This window comes from Pseudaminobacter salicylatoxidans (genome assembly GCF_003148475.1).
In the GTDB taxonomy this organism is placed as follows: Bacteria; Pseudomonadota; Alphaproteobacteria; order Rhizobiales; family Rhizobiaceae; genus Pseudaminobacter; species Pseudaminobacter salicylatoxidans.
This window is the reverse complement of sequence record NZ_QGGG01000008.1, coordinates 157,719-175,286: the sequence shown is the minus strand read 5'-3', so window position 1 is coordinate 175,286 and position 17,568 is coordinate 157,719. Positions and strand designations below refer to the sequence as shown.

The window sequence follows — 17,568 nt, the reverse complement described above, 5'->3', positions numbered from 1 at the left end:
AACGCTTATGTCCAATTCCTATATGAATACGCTTCTCTTCGGTATTTATCCCTATGTCTGCCTCGTCGTGCTGCTGATGGGCAGCCTGATCCGTTTCGACCGCGAGCCCTACACGTGGAAAAGCGATTCCTCGCAGATGCTCCGCGCCGGCTCGCTGCGGATCGGCTCCAACCTGTTTCACTATGGCGTGCTGGTCGTCATTCTGGGCCATTTCGTCGGCTTTCTTGCACCACACTGGCTGGTTGCCCCCTTTTTGTCCCCGACCATGCATCAGTTGCTCGCCATGGTCGTCGGCGGCATTGCCGGCCTTGTCGCCATCATCGGCCTGTCGATGCTGATCTGGCGGCGGCTCGGTGATCCGCGCATCCGGGCCAATAGCCGCAAATGGGACATTGCCGTGGTGGTGATGCTGTGGTTCCAGCTTGCGCTCGGCCTGCTCACCGTGCCGCTTTCGGCATTCCATATGGATGGCGTGCTGTTCGAGACGCTGACCACCTATGTCAAAGGAATCGTGACGCTCGACGGCAGCGTCGCGGTGCTGATGACCGACGTGCCGCTGACCTACAAGCTGCATATCCTGCTCGGTTTCACCATATTCCTGATCTCGCCGTTCACCCGCATGATCCACATCTGGAGCGGCGCGGGGGTATTGGCCTATCTCGTCCGACCCTATCAGATCGTGCGCACGCGCAAGAAGGTGGTGAAGGAGCCGGCCCGCTCATGACGGTCTCGGTCAACGGGGTGGAACTGGCGGCTGATGATGCTTCGGCTGAATTCGCTGCCGTGCGCGAACTGTTGCGCCAGCGGGCGGTGGCGGCCGGGTTGCTGGCCAGGGGCGAAACCGATGACGAAGCCATCGGTTTCGCTATCGAACGGTTGCTTGCCGAGGAGGTGCAGGTGCCGACTCCGACGCTGGACGAATGCGCGCGCTACTATGATATGCACCGCAGCGATTTCACCAGCGGTGATCTCGTCCATGCGCGGCATATCCTGTTTCAGGTGACGCCCGCTGTCCACCTACCCGAGATACGCGCCCGCGCGGAACAGGCCCTGAATGAGCTGTTGGCGGAACCCCAGCGTTTCGCGGCACTTGCCGCGGAACTGTCGAACTGCCCCTCAAGCCGGCAGGGGGGCAATCTTGGCCAGATCGGGCGTGGCGACACGGTTTCGGAATTCGAGGCGGCACTGTTCCGGCTCGGCGCGTCCGGCGTGCTGCCCGAACTGGTCAGGACACGCTATGGCTTCCACATCGTCGCGGTGGACAAGTCCATACCGGGCACGATCCTGCCGTTCGAAACAGTGCGCGAGCAGATCGCGACGATGCTGCGTGCCCAAGTGGAAGAAAACGCGCTCCGGCAATATGTTGCCATCCTGGCAGGTCAGGCCGAGCTTGTCGGCGTCGAACTCGACGCGGCCACTTCGCCGCTGGTGCAGTAACCGCAAGAGCCGAACTCCATGCGGGTTCGGGTGCACGGGCGGGGAGGGAGCTGGCGCTGGCTTTGTTGGACAGCGTGGAAAGATTCATTTACTATCCATCATATCGTGGCTGCAGACATGGCGCCAGATGGGAGCAGTCAATCCCGCCAATGCCGTGTTGCGAACATATCTATCGGCCGGATGCCGGTAGCGGATCATCATATGCGACTGACCACATTCTCGGATTATGCGCTGCGCGTGCTGATGTATGCCGCAGCCGCAGGTGACCGGCTCATCACCATCGAGGAAACCTCCAGAGCCTACAATATCTCGCGCGCCCATCTCATGAAGGTCGTCAATATCCTGACGCGCACCGGATTTATCCGGGCCGTGAGGGGCAGGTCCGGCGGCTTCGCGCTTGCCCGGCCGCCCGAAGAGATCAATCTCGGCGCGGTCATCCGCGCAACCGAGCCCGATTTTGCGCTGGTCGAGTGTTTCGCGACCGGCAACCAGTGCATCATCACCAGACGCTGCCAGTTGCCGAAAGTCCTGAACGAAGCCCTCGGCGCGTTCGTGAGCACGCTCGATCGATACACGCTGGCGGATTTGCGGCTTTCGGAGAGCGATTTCCTGCCGTCGAGCGCGCCGACCAAGGAAACGCGCGGTCCTCACTTGCCTGCTTCGCCCCAGAGGTAACAGGCTCAATCGCGCGGATGGCGCGCGTTCACCTTATTCCGGGCGATCCTCGTCATCGAGGATGATGCGTGCGCCGGCACCGTCGAGGTCCTGATACTGGCCGCTCTTGAGCGACCAGAGAAATGCCACCAGGCCGATGGCGCCCAGTATGAGCGAAATGGGTATCAGGTATTCGAGCGCTGTCATTTCGTGACCTGTATCACGCAAGGATTTGGATCGACCGGACCCGGTGCGCCTGAATTGGTGACAGGTGCCGCGGTGCCCGATGCGCTACCGCTCATGACGGAACTTCCCGCAATTCCGCCGGACTGTCGGGCTCTTCCTTTTCACCGAGATCGACCGCCGGCCGCATCGCCGTATAAGCATGCCACGTCGCATGGCCGAGCACTGGAAAGACCACGATGAGGCCAAGCAATCCCGTCACCACGCTAAGGCCGAACAGGACCACGACGATGGCGCCCCAGCATAGCATGACCGGCCTGTTGTTCCAGACGGTGGCCATGCTCTCTCCCATCGCCGTCAGTGCATCTGTCCGGCGATCAAGCAGCATCGGGACGGAAAAAACGCTGATTGCAAAGGCAAAAGCCGCAAACAGCCCGCCGATCAGGCTGCCGACGATGATAAGGCCCAGCCCGCGCGGCGTGCCGATCAGGATCGGCATGATGTCGTGAACGCCGGGGAAGGGCAGGAGCCCGAAGAAAAGCGCATAGAGAAGGACCGCCGCGCGCATCCACAACATGGCGAGCATGCACAGGAGCACGCCGACGAACAGGATCTGCCCGCCCGAGCGCGACCGGACGAAGATCATCCGTCCAAGCGTCACCGGTGTGCCTTGTTCGAGACGGCGGCTCTTCTCATACAGGCCAACTGCGATCAGCGGGCCTGCCACCAGAAAGCCCGACAGCGCGGGCAACAGGATGTAGTCGCGACCGAACCGGAAGAGGCCGCCAATGATGACGATGGAAATTACGAACACGAGCACGCCATAAAGCAGGCTCAGGCCCGGACGTGTCGTGAAATCCCGCCAGCCAGCCTTGAGCCACGAGAAGGCTGCCGCCGTCGGCATATGGCGGCGCCAGTCCGTACGTGTCGCCCCGACAGCGGGAACGACTGGCGGAAGCATGTCGATATTGCGCGTCGCTGCCATTGCTTTTCACTTCCCTTCAGCAGGATGATTGTGCCGCGCGAAATTGTCCATTCTGTCCCGGAGCCTTCGCGTGGGGAACGCAGTCCGGCTGCGACAGCAGGGAATTCCAGAGCAGATGCACATTCGCGCCTACAAAAACGCTCACGCCCACCAGAACCCACAGGCCGAGCAGCAGGCGTTGTTTCGTCCTGGCCGTCATGGCGCGCTCTTCGGCAGGTCGAGGACATAGAGCGTCAGGATCTTGCGGTCGGTTTCGCTCAGTCGTTTTTCCCAGGTGGGCATATGCCCCTCGCGGCCGCCATACACCGTCCGATAGACCGACGCCTCGTCGCCCCCGTAAATCCAGAACCGATCGGTGAGATCGGGCGCTCCCAGTTCGGTGTTGCCCCGGGCGTCTTCGCCATGACAGGAACTGCAATTGTCCGCGAAGACCTGTTGCCCGGCCTTAGCCCTCTCGGCTTGAGGGCCATTCGCCACCTCGGGCTGCGAGAGCGAGCGCACATAGGCCACCGCATCGAGTATTGCCGGTTGCTCCAGCATCTGGTCGCGCCCGAAGGCGGGCATCTGCGAGGTGCGCGTCTCGGGATGTTCGGAATTGATGCCCACGCGGATCGTCTCAAGCACCGCCTCGGGCGTTCCGCCCCACAACCATGCAGTGTCGACGAGATCGGGGAAGCCGGGTCCGCCGGTGGCGCGAAGGCCGTGGCAGACGGCGCAATTGTCGCCGAAGAGCGCGCGACCCGTCTGGCGTACGTCCCGCATCAGTTCATCGTCGGCGAGGATCGTCGACATGTCTTCCGTGTCGATGCGCGTCGTCCAGGCGGCACGGTTGGCAGCACCCGCCTCCAGATGGGCCGCCACGTCCTGGCGGACATCGTCGCCCAGCAGCCCCTTGCTATAGGTCGTGCCCAGCGGCCATGCCGGCATCAGAATCCAGTAGCCAAGCGAGAACAGGAATGTTCCCGCCAGGAACAGCCATACCGCCTTCGGCACCGCCGTGTTCAGTTCCTTGATGCCGTTCCATTCGTGCCCGGTCGTTGCATGGCCGGTATAGGGATCGCGTTCGTTCACGCCCATGGCCCGTTCTCATCATCCATGATGCTGTTTGCGGCATGGTCGAAGCGTTTCTTGCTGCCAGGCCAGAATGTGTAGACGATGACGCCGATAGCCATCGCGATCAGGTAGAAGAGCCCCCACGACTTGGCGAAGGCCACGAGTGTGTCGTGCTCAAATCCGTTCATTGGGCTTGCGCCTGTGCTTGTTGCGGTTCGTGGGCTGCGTCGGTCAGCTTTCCGAGGATTTGCAGATAGGCGACCAGCGCATCCATTTCGGTCACGCTGCCGGGATTGCTGTCGAATGCGCGTATGGTGGTTTCCTCGCCATAGCGGGTCTTGACCCCGTCTGCCTGCGGGCTCTCCGGCACAGCCTGGCCAAAGGCATCGCTGACGGCATTCCGGATCATGTCGTCGGTGTAGGGCACCCCGACCTTCCTGAGCGCGGCAAGATGTTGTGGCAGGTCGTCGATGCGAAGCGTGGTCTGCTTGAGGAAGCGGTAGGCCGGCATCACCGATTCCGGCACGACATCGCGCGGATTGTCGAGGTGCGCGACATGCCACTCATCGGAGTATTTGCCGCCCAGGCGTGCGAGGTCGGGTCCGGTGCGCTTCGAACCCCACAGCATCGGGTGGTCGTATTGTGATTCAACGGCCAGCGAGTATGGCCCATATCGCTCGACCTCGTCGCGCAGCGTGCGGATCATCTGCGAATGGCAGGCATAGCATCCCTCGCGGATGTAGATATTGCGCCCGGCCACCTCCAGCGGTGTGTACACGCGCATGTTCGGCGCTTTCTCGACCGTCTGGTCGATGGTGAACAGAGGCGCGATCTCGACCAGTCCGCCGATACTCGCCACGACGATGATCGCAATGGTGAGACCGATGCTGTGGCGTTCAAGCTTATAGTGCGTCCCGAACATTGCGTTTATTCTCCGGCCTGCATGGCGCCACCGCTCGACGGGGCGGCAAACGGCTGATCTGCTGAGGCGCGCAAGCTCGATCGCGCCGTGCGGATGGTCATCCAGATGTTGTAGAAGCCGATTATGGAGCCGATCAGGAACAGGAGGCCGCCCACGCCGCGCGCGACGTAGTAGGGATGCATCACCACCACCGAGTCGATGAATGAATAGGCCAGCGTTCCGCTTTCATTATAGGTGCGCCACATCAGGCCCTGGATGATGCCGGAGTTCCACATCGCGAAGACGTAAACAAAGGTGCCGGCGACGGCGAGCCAGAAATGCACCTCGACAAGCGCAGGCGAGTACATCTGCGGGCGCTTCCACAATTGCGGAACGAGGTAGTAGATCGCGCCGAATGTGATCATCGAGTTCCAGCCGAGCGTTCCGGCGTGGACATGGGCGACCGTCCAGTCCGTATAGTGCGACAGCGAGTTGACCGGCCGGATCGCCAGGAACGAACCTTCGAAAGTGGCCAGTCCGTAGAACACCGCCGCAACCATCATGAAACGCAAGGTGGCGTCGTCGCGCACCTTGTGCCAGGCGCCGTTGAGGGTGAGCAGCGCATTCGCCGCCGCAATCCACGAAGGTATGAGAAGCATCAGTGAGAAGGTCATGCCGAGCGTCTGCACCCACTGCGGCAATGCCGTGTAATGCAGGTGGTGCGACCCCGCCCACATGTAGAAGAAGGTGATGCCCCAGAAGCCGATGATCGACATGCGATAGGAGAAGATCGGCCTGCCGGCGCGCTTCGGCAGATAGTAGTACATCATGCCGAGGAAGCCCGCCGTGAGGAAGAAGGCCACGGCATTGTGGCCGTACCACCATTGGGTCATCGCGTCCTGCACGCCGGAGAACAGCGAGTAGCTTTTGGCGCTGCCCAGGGAAAGCGGCACCGCCAGATTGTTGACGATGTGGAGCATGGCCACCACGAGGATGAACGCCATGAAATACCAGTTCGCGACGTAGATATGCGGCTCCTTGCGTCGCGCGAGCGTGCGCAAATAGAGGGCCAGATAGCTCACCCACACGACCACCAGCCAGATATCGGCATACCATTCAGGCTCGGCATATTCCTTCGACTGGGTGATCCCCATCAGATAGCCGGAAACGGCGAGCAGACAGAAAAGATTATAGCCGACGAGGATGAACCACGGGCTGAACTGGTCGGGCAGGCGCGTGCGCGACGTCCGCTGAAGCACATGAAAGGACGTTGCGATCAACGCATTGCCGCCGAAACCGAAAATGATGCCCGTGGTGTGCACCGGCCGCAGCCGGCCGAAGCTCGCCCAGGGCGCGTCGAAGGTCATGTCGGGATAGGCCAGCAGCCAGGCGACCCAATCTCCGACGAACATGGCGACGATCGCCCAGATCATCGACACGATGATGCCGGCCCGAATGGGGTCGTCGTAATATTGCGCAAGCCGCTCGCTCGACGGTTCGGGGGCATAATATCCCGACATGACCGCGAAAAGCATCGCGATGCCGAACAGCAGCACTATGAAGCCCTGACCGCCCATCAGGTCGCCTCGCCCGAGCACTGCCATGGCCAATCCGAGAGCCACCACAACGGCCGAGGTGGCCAGTGCGAGTTGCCGTTCGCCTAAGGTGAGTTGTGAGATCATGCGGACGCCCCGTGCTCCTCGGCTGGCATGCGTCGCGTAAAGCACTGCGTCATGACATGCGACCGCCGGTCAGGGCCGATGGGTCACTGTTCTGACGCGAAACCCCGGAGTCCAGGAGCCGTACCGCCAGAGACAAGCAGCACCCGAGACCTCCGCCTGTGCACGACCGCTGCCTGCCTTTCATCGATTGGTTATGATCTATCATATTTCTATCTTTTCAATTTCTGGTTGGCAATGATCGGTGACGCATGTGCGGAATTGTCCTGCCGCCGGGCCGCTGGTTCCGGCAATTGCCGGGATGAAGCGACGCTTTTTCTTATGACGGTTCACCAAGCTCATGGATTTGCCGGCTCGATGGCGCGGTAGAACTCAATGAAGAATCGCCCCGGTTCGACGAAGGCGACGCGGTGCGATATGCCGGGTTCGATAACCAGCCTTTCATCGGCTGCCACCATTCGCTGGTCCGAATGGGGTTCTTCCAGCCGGTAGAGCACTTTGCCCTCCAGCACGTGAAGCAATCCCCATGTGCCGGCTTTCGTTGCGTGCGCCGCCTGCAGCTTGGCGGGCAGGTTCTGCGGAGTGAAGTCGGGTGATCGGCCATAGGCCACCAGGCCGTGCGGAAGCGTTTCGGGAACAGGGGACATGCGGTTCTTTCGCCAAGCCAAAACGTCGCGGGACGTCGAGTTGCAATTCATGCCCCATAAGATACATTTAGGTTATATCTTTGTGAAGCCTTTTTGCGGTGTGTGGTTCTCAGGAACAACGCGCTCAGTTCGGAACAAGGTCACCATCATGCCAGGGAAATCTCGTCATCATATCGCCATGCTCAGAGGAGCAGTTGCGGCCGTCTCACTGCTGGGTGTTGCGATATGAGCAAGGAAGTTCAGACGAATTCGGCCGCGCCGCAAGCTGCGCGGGACGATACCATTTCCGTGCGGTCGGTGCAGGAAGGCGGGCCGGAGCGCCGCTCCAGCATCACCGCCGAGATCATGGAAAGGACGGGGATCGACGAGACGATGATCGAGCGGCTCGTTCGCACCTTTTACGATCGCGTCCGGCAGGACACATTGATCGGCCCGATCTTTGCCGCGCGGATTACCGATTGGGAGCACCATATCGCCAAGCTCTGCGCGTTCTGGTCCTCAGTGGCGCTGATGTCCGGGCGCTATCACGGGCAGCCCATGCAGAGGCATGTGGGGCTGCCGATTGGCGGTGCGCATTTCGATCGATGGCTGGACCTGTTCGAGGCAACGGCGGTGGAGCTGTGCCCGCCCGTCGCGGCCGCGCATTTCATCGAGCGCGCCCGGCGGATTGCCGACAGTCTGGAGATGGGCGTCGCCACCCAGCGGGGTCAGTTCTACAGGCCCCGGCATAGCAACCGGGAACTTGACCTTCGAAGCCTCGAAGCCAGCGGCGCCGAAACATCGCGGTAGTCGGTATAACCCTTATCTCTCGAAAAAAAGGCCGCCGATCGCTCGGCGGCCAAAGGGGAAGATGGGAAACTTCTGAACCGGCCACGGAAAAGTCAGGAAGCGGTCTCGGCGGCTTTTTCCTTCGCTTCTGCCTCGACGTCGAGCTTCATGCCTGCGGTCAGCGCATAAGCGGCGGCGAGTTCGGCACCTGATAGCTTTTGCCCGGTTTGCGTGCGCGCCTTGAAGATTTCGAGGACACCGCCCTGCACGCTGACCGAGAAGCTTTGCTCACCGACGGCGACGATCTCGCCCGGTTTGCCGACAACATCTCCGAAACGGCGCACCGGGTGCTTGCGCACGTCGAACAGCCGCACCTTCGCGCCGCCAATCGTCGTCCAGGCACCGGGCGCGGGGTCGCAGCCGCGGATCAGGTTGTGAATGGCATCGACATGGCCATGCCAGTTGATCTTTGCCTCCGGGTCTTTGCACCAGCCTTCATATGAGGCCTGGCTCTCGTCCTGCACGGTTTGGCTGTGGCGGCCGGCAATCACCAGATCGGCCGCTTCCAGCATGGCCTCGACCCCGAGCGGGAACAGCCAGTCGAAATAGACGCTGCCCAGCGTGTCTTCCGGGCCGATGTCGACACTTTTTTGCAGGATCACCGGGCCTTCATCGAGCCCGTCGGTAGGCCGGAAGATGGTGAGACCGGTTTGCGTTTCGCCCTTGATGATCGGCCAGTTGATAGAGCTTGGCCCGCGATACTTAGGCAGCAGCGACGGGTGATACTGGATGGTGCCGTGCCGGGGGATATTGACGAAGGACTGCGGCGCGAACTGCAGCACATAGGCCATGACTGCGAGATCGACGTCGAGCGCGCGCAACGCGTTTTCGGCCGCTTCACCCTTGAGGCTGGGAAGCTGGAACAGTTTGAGGTCGGCCTTTTCGGCCGCGAGCCGCAAGGGGTCGGGCCGCGCGCCCGGCTTTTCCGGTGCGCAGAATACGCCGGCGATCTCGTCGCCGCGTTCCAGGAATGCCTCGAGCACGCTTTGTCCGAAAGCCTGTTGTCCGATGATGGCGATACGCATAAGGGCTTGATCTTCTTCGGATTGGGCAGGGTTCCCCCGACGCCTGGCATATAGCCTTTGCGAAGGGGGCGCCCTGCGGTTGCAACCGGCTCGCGCCTCTCGGCGCGAGACATTCAGCGGCCAGTGTTGATCCAGACCGCTTTAGGTTCGGTAAAGTTCTCGATCGCCTCTTCGCCATGTTCGCGGCCGAAGCCGGAGTCGCGCGTGCCGCCCCAGGGCAGGCGAATGTCGGTCGGACCATAGGTGTTCACCCAAACGGTTCCGGCCTTCAGGCGCCGCGTGAAGCGATGCGCCCGGCCGATATCGGCGGTCCAGACACCGGCGGCGAGGCTGTAGACGGTGCCGTTGGCGATGCGCAGCGCGTCGTCTTCGTCCTTGAAGCTGATGACGGTCGCGACAGGGCCGAAGATCTCTTCCTGCGAGATGCGCATTTCGTGCTCGACCCCGGCAAAGACGGTCGGTTCGACATAGAAGCCGCGCTCGCCGTGACGGTTGCCGCCGGCGACCAGCCGCGCGCCTTCCTTCCTGCCGATGTCGATGTAATCCAGCACCCGGTTCATCTGCACTTCCGAGACCAGCGGCCCCATGCCGGCGGAACTGTCGCGCGGATCGCCGATGCGAACGGTGCTGGCACGGGCCGCCAGCCTCTCGACCACCTCGTCATAGACCGATTCATGGGCGAGAATGCGCGAGCCGGCCGAGCAGACCTGCCCGGTATTGAAGAAAATGCCGGCCGCCGCCGCCTTCACCGCCGCATCGAGATCGGCGTCGGGGAAGATGATGTTGGCCGATTTTCCGCCAAGCTCCAGCGTCACGCGCTTGAGATTGCCTGCCGCGCCCTGAAGGATCTGGCGGCCGACAGTCGGCGAACCGGTGAAAGTGACCTTGTCGATATCGGGATGGTCGACGATGGCCTGCCCGGCGATCCTCCCGAAGCCGGGCACCACGTTGAGCGTGCCGGCGGGCAAGCCCGCCTCAAGCGCCAGTTCGCCGATCTTGAGCGCGGTCAGCGGGGTGATTTCGGCCGGCTTCAGCACCACGGTGCAGCCGCAGGCCAGCGCCGGTGCGATCTTCCACATGCCGATCATCAGCGGGAAATTCCATGGGACGATGGCGCCGACCACGCCGAGCGGCTCGCGCACCGTGTAGGTCAGCGCGTCCTGACGAGCCGGGATGACCTGGCCGTTGATCTTGTCGGCCATGCCGGCATAGTAGACCAGCGTGTCGATCACCGCCGGCAGGTCCTGACGGCGGATCGCCGAGACGGGCTTGCCGCTGTCGAGGCTTTCAAGGCTCACCAGTTCGTCCTCGTCGCGGCGGATCAGTTCCGCGAGTTTGAGCAGAAGCAGCCCGCGTTCGTTGGCGCGCATGCGCCGCCAGTCACCCTCGAATGCCTTGCGGGCCGAGCGAACGGCCTTGTCGACATCGCTGGCGTCGGCCTCGGCGATCTTGGCGATGATGTTGCCGGTGGAGGGATCGACCGTGTCGAAGGTGCGGCCGGACAGGGCATCGACGCGCCGGCCGTCGATCAGCAGTTTCTGGGTCCAGTCCGAAAAAACATATACCACTGACTCTTCCTCCATATATGAAATCTGATTCATATTTATCGTCAACGCACATCCGTGCAGGAAAGACGCCGTAAGGGTAGGGAAGATATGGTTGCATGTGAATAAGATATAAGTTGCCTATATCGGGCCGCTGATACATGATCCCGAGTGCCGATTTGGTGACGGTCTATATATGAATTTCAAATCATATTTATGCCGCGTGGAATAACAGGGAGGATTGCGGTGATCCGGATCGAGATCGACCCCGTCTGGCGGTTCAGGCGTGACGAGGACTCCCAGTCCTTGCAGGTCATGCTCGACTTCCTGGCCGAGATAAAGTCGACCGGGAAGATCACGAAGGCCGCCGACCGCGCCGGGGTTTCCTATCGGCATGCCTGGAACCTGATCGAGAAATGGTCGGCTTTCTTCGGCACGCCGCTGGCGGTGCGCAAGCGGGGCAGCGGCACGAGCCTGACACCCTTCGGCGACAAGCTGGTATGGGCCGGACAGCGGCTGGAAGCACGCCTTGGTCCGCTCCTGCAAAACCTGTCGCAGGAGCTGGAGACCGAGATCAACCAGCTATTGCCGCACCAGCGGTTGATCCTGCGCGTTCATGCCAGCCATGGCTTTGCGGTGCCGAAGCTGCGCGAATTGCTCAGCCGGGAGCCGGGCATGGGCATAGACTTCCGTTATGTCGGAAACCAGAACTCTCTGGTTTCACTGGCGCATGACGGATGCGACCTCGCCGGCATGCATCTGCCGCAGGGCGAGTTGCGCAAGCGCAGCATCGCTGCCACCAAGGGCTGGCTCAGCCCCGGCGGGCATCGCGTCATCGGCTTCGTCATCCGCGAAATGGGGTTGATGGTGGCGCCCGGCAATCCGCTGGGCATTACCTCGCTCGAGCGGCTGCTCGATCCGCAAATCCGTTTCGTCAACCGTGATCCGGATTCGGGCGCGCGCATGCTCTTCGCGCAATTGCTTGCGCAGCATGGCATCGATCCTTCGCGCATCAACGGCTATGAGCATGCCGAGTTCACGCATGCGGCGGTGGCGGCCTATGTGGCGTCGGGAATGGCCGATGTCGCTTTCGGCGTGGAAGCGGCCGCCAGCCAGTTCGGCCTCGATTTCGTGCGGCTTCTGACCGAGGATTATTTCTTCGTCTGCCGCAAGGAGACGCTGGAACTGGAAGCCGTCAAGCGCGTGCTTTCAGTGATGCGCAGCCAGGAATTCCACGCAGCCATATCGCAACTGCCCGGCTATCGGGTGAACGACGCCGGAACCATCAGGACGGTGCGCGATGTCTTCCGGACGTAGCCGTCGGAAGTCGTTGCCTGCGACTGCCTGAGCGGAGCCTCAACACGTTTTCCCGAATCGTCTTGAGTAGGGGCTTTTTCGAAACCGGTTTCCACTTTTCGCTGGCGCGGTCCTTCGGTTCGGGATCATGCTCTCGCCGCGGCTTCGACTGCCGGCATGGTGTGCGCATAGCTGCGTGGCGCAAGCCGGTATGTCAGCACCATCACCACGGCGACATTGACCAGATGCAGCGTCCAGCCGGCCACGAAGTCGCCGGTCAGGTCGTGCAGGACCGCGACGATCCAGGGCGGCATCGCTGCAAGCAGGAAGCCGCCGCCCTGCATAAGCGCCGACAATGCCCCCGCTTCCGCCGGGTCGGACAGGTGATCGAGCGCGACGATCATCGAGAGGGCAAAACAACCGCCCAGACCAGCGCCGACGACAGCCGCCCAGACAAGTGGCGCGACCTCCGGCCAGAAGGCGAGCCCGGCAAAGCCTGTCGCCTGCATGGCCAGGGTAAGCCACAGCCAGAGGCGCCGATCGTCGCTTCTGCTCGCCAGGGCAGGCGCAAGAAGCGCGGAAACGGCCTGACAGACCGCCATGATCGCCAGTAGACCGCCACTGGCGGAGCTGCTCCAGCCGTGGCTTTGGTAAGCGGGTGCAAGCCATGCCACGACGGTCGAATAGCCACCGTTGACGAGGCCGAAGCATGCCATCAGCAGCCAGGTGCGCGGTCGCTTGAGCAGGGTCATCGCGACATTCCCGCGTTGCTGGCGTGCTCCGTCGTCCGGCAGATGAAGGAAAGCCAGGGCGGCAGCGAGAAATGCGGGGATTGCCAGCCAGGCAAGCCCCAGATGCCAGTTTCCGGAGATGTTCGCGATCATCGGCGAGATCTGTGCGCCAATGGCACCGCCACCCATCAGCATTGCGGAATAGAGCCCCATGACCACGCTGACATGCCGAGGAAAATGGCGCTTGATGACGCCGGGAAAGACGGCCTGCACGATCGCCGCCCCGAGGCCGAGAAGTGCTGCCGTGCCGACCATCTGCCAGCCGGTTGATGCGGATAGGCGCAACAGGGAGCCAAGGCCGAGGATGGCGAGTGCCGCAATGATGGCCCGCCGTGCACCCAGCCGCGCCTGCAGAGAAGGTCCGGCAAAGGCAAAGCATCCCATCAGCAACATTGGCACCAGTGTCAGAAGCGCCATGCCCTGGAGATCAAGTCCGGTCTCCGCACCTACGCTGCCAGCAAGAGGGCCGACGCCGGTGATGAACGGCCGCAGATTGAGGCCGACCAGCGCAACGATTGCAAGCAGAAGCAGGCGAGTGGACGATGACAGTTCCTTCCTCTCCATTGCCTAGGCCTGCTGTCTCCGTTTCCAGTCCGCATAAAGGTCTAAGCCGGTCTCCAGACGAACCGGGACGTAGCGGATTTTCATGGACTGTTCGGCGAAGGGCTTTGCGAGATCGGCGTAGATCGCGGCGGTCGAGAGACCGAACGGCGTGCCGTCATCATTGGAATAGGCATAGGCAACCTCGCCGACGCCGGCGAGCCGCATCGCTGCCATGCACATCGGGCAGGGATGGCCGCTGGCATAAACCGCGCAGCCTTGAAGATCGGGCGAGCCGAGCTTCTGGCTCGCCGCGCGGATAGCGGTCAGTTCCGCGTGGGCGGTCGGATCATTGGTGCTGAGAATTTCGTTCACACCTGTGGCGATCACCTCGCCGTCCTTGACGACGACCGCGCCAAAAGGACGTCCGCCCTTCTCGACATTGGCATGGGCAAGCTCGATGGCTTCGCACAGGAAGCGTTTTTCGTTTTCCATGATGTTCTCCGGCCCTGTTATCGGGCGCTGGCCGCGACGAGGATCGCCTCGATTTGCTTGTAACCGCGCTGACGCGCGTGCTGGAGTGGCGTGACGCCATCGCGATCCGCCAGATTGACGTTGGCTCCGGCCTTCACCAGCAGGTCCACGATCTGGCGGTGCGCATTGCCGCCTTCGCCCAGGATGATGGCCTCAAGCAACGCCGTCCAGCCAAGGTTGTTGACGTGGTCGACATCGACCCCGGCTTCGATCAGCGTTCGCACCGTCTCGACATGCCCGCGTTCGGCAGCGGGAATGAGAGCCGTACCGCCATAGCGGTTGGTGCTTTTGAGATCGGCCCCATGCGCCAGCGTCATCATCAGAATTTCCAGATGACCGCGTGCGCCGGCATAGAGATAGGGGCTGTCATGGATGTTGTCCTTGGCGTTGACGTCGGCACCAGCGTCGATCAGCGCCCTGGCGGCGTCGACCTTGTTGCCGTGGGTCGCAACCAGCAGGGCAGTGCGCCCGTCACCGTCCCGCGCGTCGATATCGACGCCTTTGGACAGCAGTGTTCCGATCGTCGCAACATCGTCATTCGCAGCCGCGCTGAACAAATTGGTCTCCTTCGTCGATTGTCCCGAAGCCAGCATCGGATAAACCATCACGCCGGCGATAAGGGCGACAAAAATGGCAAGGACATTGCGCACCGTCAGTTCTCGCTGTTGTTGCTGGCAGGGTCCAAGGCAAGGCCACCTTGGCCAGGGTCATTGCAACCTAACATTACAGTTGCGGTTTTGATTTGAGGTGTGCTTGTCGAGCAATGGCCTGATGCGCGCGTCGCCAGACCGACCAGGCGATGATGTATGAAGGTTCGATGCGCGTCCGTGCGAGGCGGGTGGCGATGCGGCGGATTTCCTGGATCGACCAGCGGATCAGTTGCCGGTGCTGCGCCTTGAGGTCCACATCGTTTTTGGGGGCGGCGCGACATTTGCATGGTGGCGGATCGCCGCCATCATGGCGAAGGCGAGCATGACCAGCGAGACATGACGATGCCAGCCATGCCAGGAGCGGGTCTCGTTATGGTCGAGACCGAGTTCGTTCTTGGCGCTCTCGAAGCTGTCCTCGATCGCCCAGCGATGGCCTTCCACCGTCACCAGCGTCTCGATGGATGTGCCGGCCGGACACCAGGTGGAGAAGAAGGCGAGATCGCCATCGGCGATATTGCGGCGGATCAGCAGTCCGCGTGTCCAGATGCCGGGGAATGTCGCATCAAAATCATCGGCGTCGAGGTCGGCAAGATCGAGGTAGACCCAATCATGCAGCCGTGCGCCTTTGGTTCCTTCGCCTGCCGACAGACGTTGCCAGGCATCTTCCGGCAAGCTTTCGGCGATGTCCTTCGCCGTCCCGGCGACAGCCAGCGGTTTACCCCATGCGCGAAAGGGATGGTTGGCGTTCACTCCCAGCACATAGCCCTTTGCGGCCCGTTTAAGTGCCATTTCGATATCGCCAACGCCGTAGACACTGTCGGCCGCCACCCAGGAAAAGGGCACGTTCGTCGCGATGGCCCGCTCAATCATGGCGAGCGCCAATGCTGGCTTGGTGGCAAAGTCGGTATTGTCTGGCACATGGGACCTGGCCATACGCGCAGCGTCGTCCGTCCAGGCCTTCGGCAGATAGAGCGCCCGGTCGATGAAGGCATGGCCATGGCGCGAGACGTAGGAAGCGAAGACGCCGATTTGGCAATTGGTGATCTTGCCCGCCGAGCCGGTGTATTGCCGGCCAACACCACAGGACGCCTTGCCCTGCTTGAGAAAGCCGGTCTCATCAAGCACCAGAACAGCGCCAGGATCGGCCAGTGTCTCCAGAGCATAATCGCGCACGATGTCGCGCAGCGCGTCTGCATCCCATTGCCCGCGGCCCAGAATTGCCTGCTGCCGCCACGGACCGGCATCGCCGGCCGCTTCCGCCCGCATCCAGCCGGTCTTGCGGCGTTCATCGCCAAGCAGGCCATCCAGAAACTGCCCCGCTGAGACCGCAATGCGCTCCTGGGTGAACAACGGCCGCATTCGGGTCTTCACATCGCGCAGCGAAGACACCCAAAGCTCCAGCGTCGCCTCGATCGATAATCCAGTCATCCATGGCCTCCGAATCATGGAAACCCATGGATTCAGAAGTCAGAAAAAACCGCAACTGTAATGCTAAGCCAAAGCGGTCCTGTTCGGAAACCATTTGTCGAATATTCACCTTCAAGATTGAATTGATAAAACAGACCGGCGAGAGGCCTGTGCGATACCGGTATGATCCGCAGCGCTTTCATCTGACTTGGGAGCCATCCGAGATGCGGCGCGCGCCGCATCTTGCGTATCGTTTCGGTTTTCGCCGAGGGGAAACGAGCAGCTTTTCCGGCGCAAATGCTGCGCTGACGGAGGCTCTTTCTTGCTTTTGCGGAGCGGAACCGGGTTTCCCAGCACCCTGGTTTAAAGGCCCAGGAACTTGAAAGGCTCGGCTTCCTTGAACTGGTCGTTGGTCATGCCGGAATGGATGTGCGTCTGGTCGGGGCCTAGATCGAGTTTCATCACCTTTCCGGTCCCTTCCGAGAAATCCAGTTTCGTGAGATCGACCCAAAAGACATTCGGCGTGAGCGCGGACTCGAAGAAATAGAGCTTGCGCTTATGGTCGGAAACGGTGCGCCAGCGCGTGGAGGAAATGTTGGGCTGGTCGGGTGTCGTGATGCCATAAGGAACGGAGACGTTCCGGATCACGCTGAAGGCGCTTGCGATGGCTTCCACCGGACTCTCGCTTTTTGGGATCGCGTTCACGTAGAAGGAGGCGCGCGCAAAACGATCGGAGGCCCGGTTCGTGCCCGGCAGCATGACCGTGCCGCCGATCTGCTTCCAGTATTCATTCAGTGCGAGCTGCTGTTCGAAAACGGGGGAATTGGTCATCACCTGATAATCGCGGCTGTGATGAATGACCTGCTTGCCGTCGATATATTCGATGATGGCACTGTCGCCGCTGGCGTCCGAGAGCGAGAGATGCAGGGTGGCAAGTCTCTCTTCACCCGGCACGCTGTCCGTGACGACGGTGAAGGGCTCCTTGGCCAGAGCATCGACCGTTTCCTGTACGGTCCCAAAATTGTCGAGCACATATTGCGCCCATGCCGCAAGCGTCAGGCCCGGCGTCTTGCCATCGTATTCGGGGTAGGAAGATTCCACCAGCCACAACAGGTTGGCGACGAGTCCCGCCTCGTTCATGCCGTCCGTTGTCGAGATGTCGTAGCCTGATGCGATGACGCTGCCGTATTTCGACGTCCACTGGATCGAGTTCGGCCCCGCCTCTCCAGACCGCTGCATGCCGCGCGGAAACACCCACAGATTCGTCCCGACATCCGTCTTCCAGTCCATGGAGCGCCCAGTGATCACCTGATCATCGACGCCATGATAGACAAAGCGCGTACACGCCTCGGCTGTCGAGGAAACCAGCATGCCGGTGGACATGAGCGCGGCGATCCAGGTGATCGCGCGCGAA

The 17,568-nt window shown here is 61.7% G+C and carries 21 protein-coding genes and 1 pseudogene; 5 read left to right on the top strand and 17 right to left on the bottom strand.

Annotated features, from left to right (window positions below):
- Window positions 1–7 precede the first annotated feature (7 nt).
- The 3 genes from narI (at window position 8) to C7441_RS12975 (ending at window position 2,112) form a co-directional block, all read left to right on the top strand.
- A complete protein-coding gene (gene narI / locus C7441_RS12985) occupies window positions 8–724 on the top strand; it encodes a respiratory nitrate reductase subunit gamma (RefSeq protein WP_109613217.1) in 717 nt (238 codons plus the stop codon).
- Entirely contained in the window at window positions 721–1,437 is a 717-nt protein-coding gene (locus tag C7441_RS12980) for a peptidylprolyl isomerase (RefSeq protein ID WP_109613216.1), read from the top strand. Before narI ends, C7441_RS12980 begins: the two co-directional genes overlap by 4 nt.
- A gap of 201 nt (window positions 1,438–1,638) precedes the next feature.
- Entirely contained in the window at window positions 1,639–2,112 is a 474-nt protein-coding gene (locus C7441_RS12975) for an RrF2 family transcriptional regulator (protein WP_109613215.1), read from the top strand.
- A gap of 33 nt (window positions 2,113–2,145) precedes the next feature.
- Here C7441_RS12975 and ccoS read toward each other — a convergent pair whose 3' ends face one another.
- The 9 genes from ccoS to C7441_RS12935 all read right to left on the bottom strand — a co-directional run bounded on the left by ccoS (window position 2,146) and on the right by C7441_RS12935 (window position 7,539).
- A complete protein-coding gene (gene ccoS / locus C7441_RS12970; protein ID WP_019170960.1) occupies window positions 2,146–2,298 on the bottom strand; it encodes a cbb3-type cytochrome oxidase assembly protein CcoS in 153 nt (50 codons plus the stop codon).
- 91 nt (window positions 2,299–2,389) lie between these two features.
- Entirely contained in the window at window positions 2,390–3,259 is an 870-nt protein-coding gene (locus tag C7441_RS12965) for a DUF2189 domain-containing protein (RefSeq protein ID WP_109613214.1), read from the bottom strand.
- Between the two features lie 16 nt (window positions 3,260–3,275).
- Window positions 3,276–3,458: a hypothetical protein gene (locus C7441_RS12960; protein WP_086002568.1), complete on the bottom strand. Its 183-nt coding sequence runs from the start codon at window positions 3,456–3,458 to the stop codon at window positions 3,276–3,278.
- Window positions 3,455–4,336, bottom strand: a complete 882-nt coding sequence (ccoP, locus tag C7441_RS12955) for a cytochrome-c oxidase, cbb3-type subunit III (protein ID WP_109613213.1) — start codon at window positions 4,334–4,336, stop codon at window positions 3,455–3,457. The genes C7441_RS12960 and ccoP overlap by 4 nt, the downstream gene beginning before the upstream one ends.
- On the bottom strand, window positions 4,327–4,500 hold the full coding sequence (locus C7441_RS12950) for a cbb3-type cytochrome c oxidase subunit 3 (RefSeq protein ID WP_019170957.1): 174 nt from the start codon (window positions 4,498–4,500) through the stop codon (window positions 4,327–4,329). Before C7441_RS12950 ends, ccoP begins: the two co-directional genes overlap by 10 nt.
- Window positions 4,497–5,234: a cytochrome-c oxidase, cbb3-type subunit II gene (ccoO, locus tag C7441_RS12945; RefSeq protein WP_019170956.1), complete on the bottom strand. Its 738-nt coding sequence runs from the start codon at window positions 5,232–5,234 to the stop codon at window positions 4,497–4,499. The genes C7441_RS12950 and ccoO overlap by 4 nt, the downstream gene beginning before the upstream one ends.
- A gap of 5 nt (window positions 5,235–5,239) precedes the next feature.
- Window positions 5,240–6,895, bottom strand: coding sequence for a cytochrome-c oxidase, cbb3-type subunit I (gene ccoN, locus C7441_RS12940; RefSeq protein ID WP_109613212.1), 1,656 nt, complete (start codon window positions 6,893–6,895; stop codon window positions 5,240–5,242).
- A gap of 201 nt (window positions 6,896–7,096) precedes the next feature.
- Window positions 7,097–7,234 (bottom strand): hypothetical protein, encoded by a 138-nt coding sequence (locus C7441_RS24065; RefSeq protein WP_170125114.1) that lies wholly within the window; start codon window positions 7,232–7,234, stop codon window positions 7,097–7,099.
- The gene (locus C7441_RS12935; RefSeq protein ID WP_109613211.1) at window positions 7,231–7,539 is read right to left on the bottom strand and encodes a TehB family protein; all 309 of its coding nucleotides are present in this window, start codon (window positions 7,537–7,539) and stop codon (window positions 7,231–7,233) included. Before C7441_RS12935 ends, C7441_RS24065 begins: the two co-directional genes overlap by 4 nt.
- A gap of 225 nt (window positions 7,540–7,764) precedes the next feature.
- Between C7441_RS12935 and C7441_RS12930 the strand changes: the two genes are divergently transcribed.
- Window positions 7,765–8,328 carry a group III truncated hemoglobin gene (locus C7441_RS12930; protein ID WP_210205637.1) on the top strand — a complete coding sequence of 188 codons (564 nt, stop codon included), beginning with the start codon at window positions 7,765–7,767 and terminating at the stop codon, window positions 8,326–8,328.
- 92 nt (window positions 8,329–8,420) lie between these two features.
- Here the strand turns inward: C7441_RS12930 and C7441_RS12925 are convergent, their stop codons facing one another.
- Complete coding sequence (locus C7441_RS12925; RefSeq protein WP_109613210.1) at window positions 8,421–9,392, bottom strand: methionyl-tRNA formyltransferase; 972 nt, start codon at window positions 9,390–9,392, stop codon at window positions 8,421–8,423.
- Window positions 9,393–9,505: 113 nt separating this feature from the next.
- Window positions 9,506–10,975: an aldehyde dehydrogenase family protein gene (locus tag C7441_RS12920; RefSeq protein ID WP_109613209.1), complete on the bottom strand. Its 1,470-nt coding sequence runs from the start codon at window positions 10,973–10,975 to the stop codon at window positions 9,506–9,508.
- Window positions 10,976–11,182: 207 nt separating this feature from the next.
- Here C7441_RS12920 and C7441_RS12915 point away from each other — a divergent pair, with 207 nt between their 5' ends.
- Window positions 11,183–12,253, top strand: a complete 1,071-nt coding sequence (locus C7441_RS12915) for a substrate-binding domain-containing protein (protein ID WP_109613208.1) — start codon at window positions 11,183–11,185, stop codon at window positions 12,251–12,253.
- Between the two features lie 125 nt (window positions 12,254–12,378).
- Here C7441_RS12915 and C7441_RS12910 read toward each other — a convergent pair whose 3' ends face one another.
- The 6 genes and pseudogenes from C7441_RS12910 to C7441_RS12885 all read right to left on the bottom strand — a co-directional run bounded on the left by C7441_RS12910 (window position 12,379) and on the right by C7441_RS12885 (window position 17,537).
- On the bottom strand, window positions 12,379–13,587 hold the full coding sequence (locus C7441_RS12910; RefSeq protein ID WP_109613207.1) for a cyanate transporter: 1,209 nt from the start codon (window positions 13,585–13,587) through the stop codon (window positions 12,379–12,381).
- Window positions 13,588–13,590: 3 nt separating this feature from the next.
- A complete protein-coding gene (locus C7441_RS12905) occupies window positions 13,591–14,058 on the bottom strand; it encodes a nucleoside deaminase (protein ID WP_109613206.1) in 468 nt (155 codons plus the stop codon).
- A 17-nt stretch (window positions 14,059–14,075) separates the two neighbouring features.
- Window positions 14,076–14,747: an ankyrin repeat domain-containing protein gene (locus tag C7441_RS12900; RefSeq protein WP_244916139.1), complete on the bottom strand. Its 672-nt coding sequence runs from the start codon at window positions 14,745–14,747 to the stop codon at window positions 14,076–14,078.
- A 73-nt stretch (window positions 14,748–14,820) separates the two neighbouring features.
- Window positions 14,821–15,003 carry a hypothetical protein gene (locus tag C7441_RS12895; RefSeq protein ID WP_109613205.1) on the bottom strand — a complete coding sequence of 61 codons (183 nt, stop codon included), beginning with the start codon at window positions 15,001–15,003 and terminating at the stop codon, window positions 14,821–14,823.
- A pseudogene (locus C7441_RS12890) lies at window positions 15,003–16,193 on the bottom strand (IS701 family transposase); the annotation flags it as partial. The pseudogene C7441_RS12890 and the gene C7441_RS12895, both read right to left, overlap by 1 nt.
- 324 nt (window positions 16,194–16,517) lie before the next feature.
- Window positions 16,518–17,537: a linear amide C-N hydrolase gene (locus C7441_RS12885; RefSeq protein WP_244916143.1), complete on the bottom strand. Its 1,020-nt coding sequence runs from the start codon at window positions 17,535–17,537 to the stop codon at window positions 16,518–16,520.
- Between the last annotated feature and the right edge of the window lie 31 nt (window positions 17,538–17,568).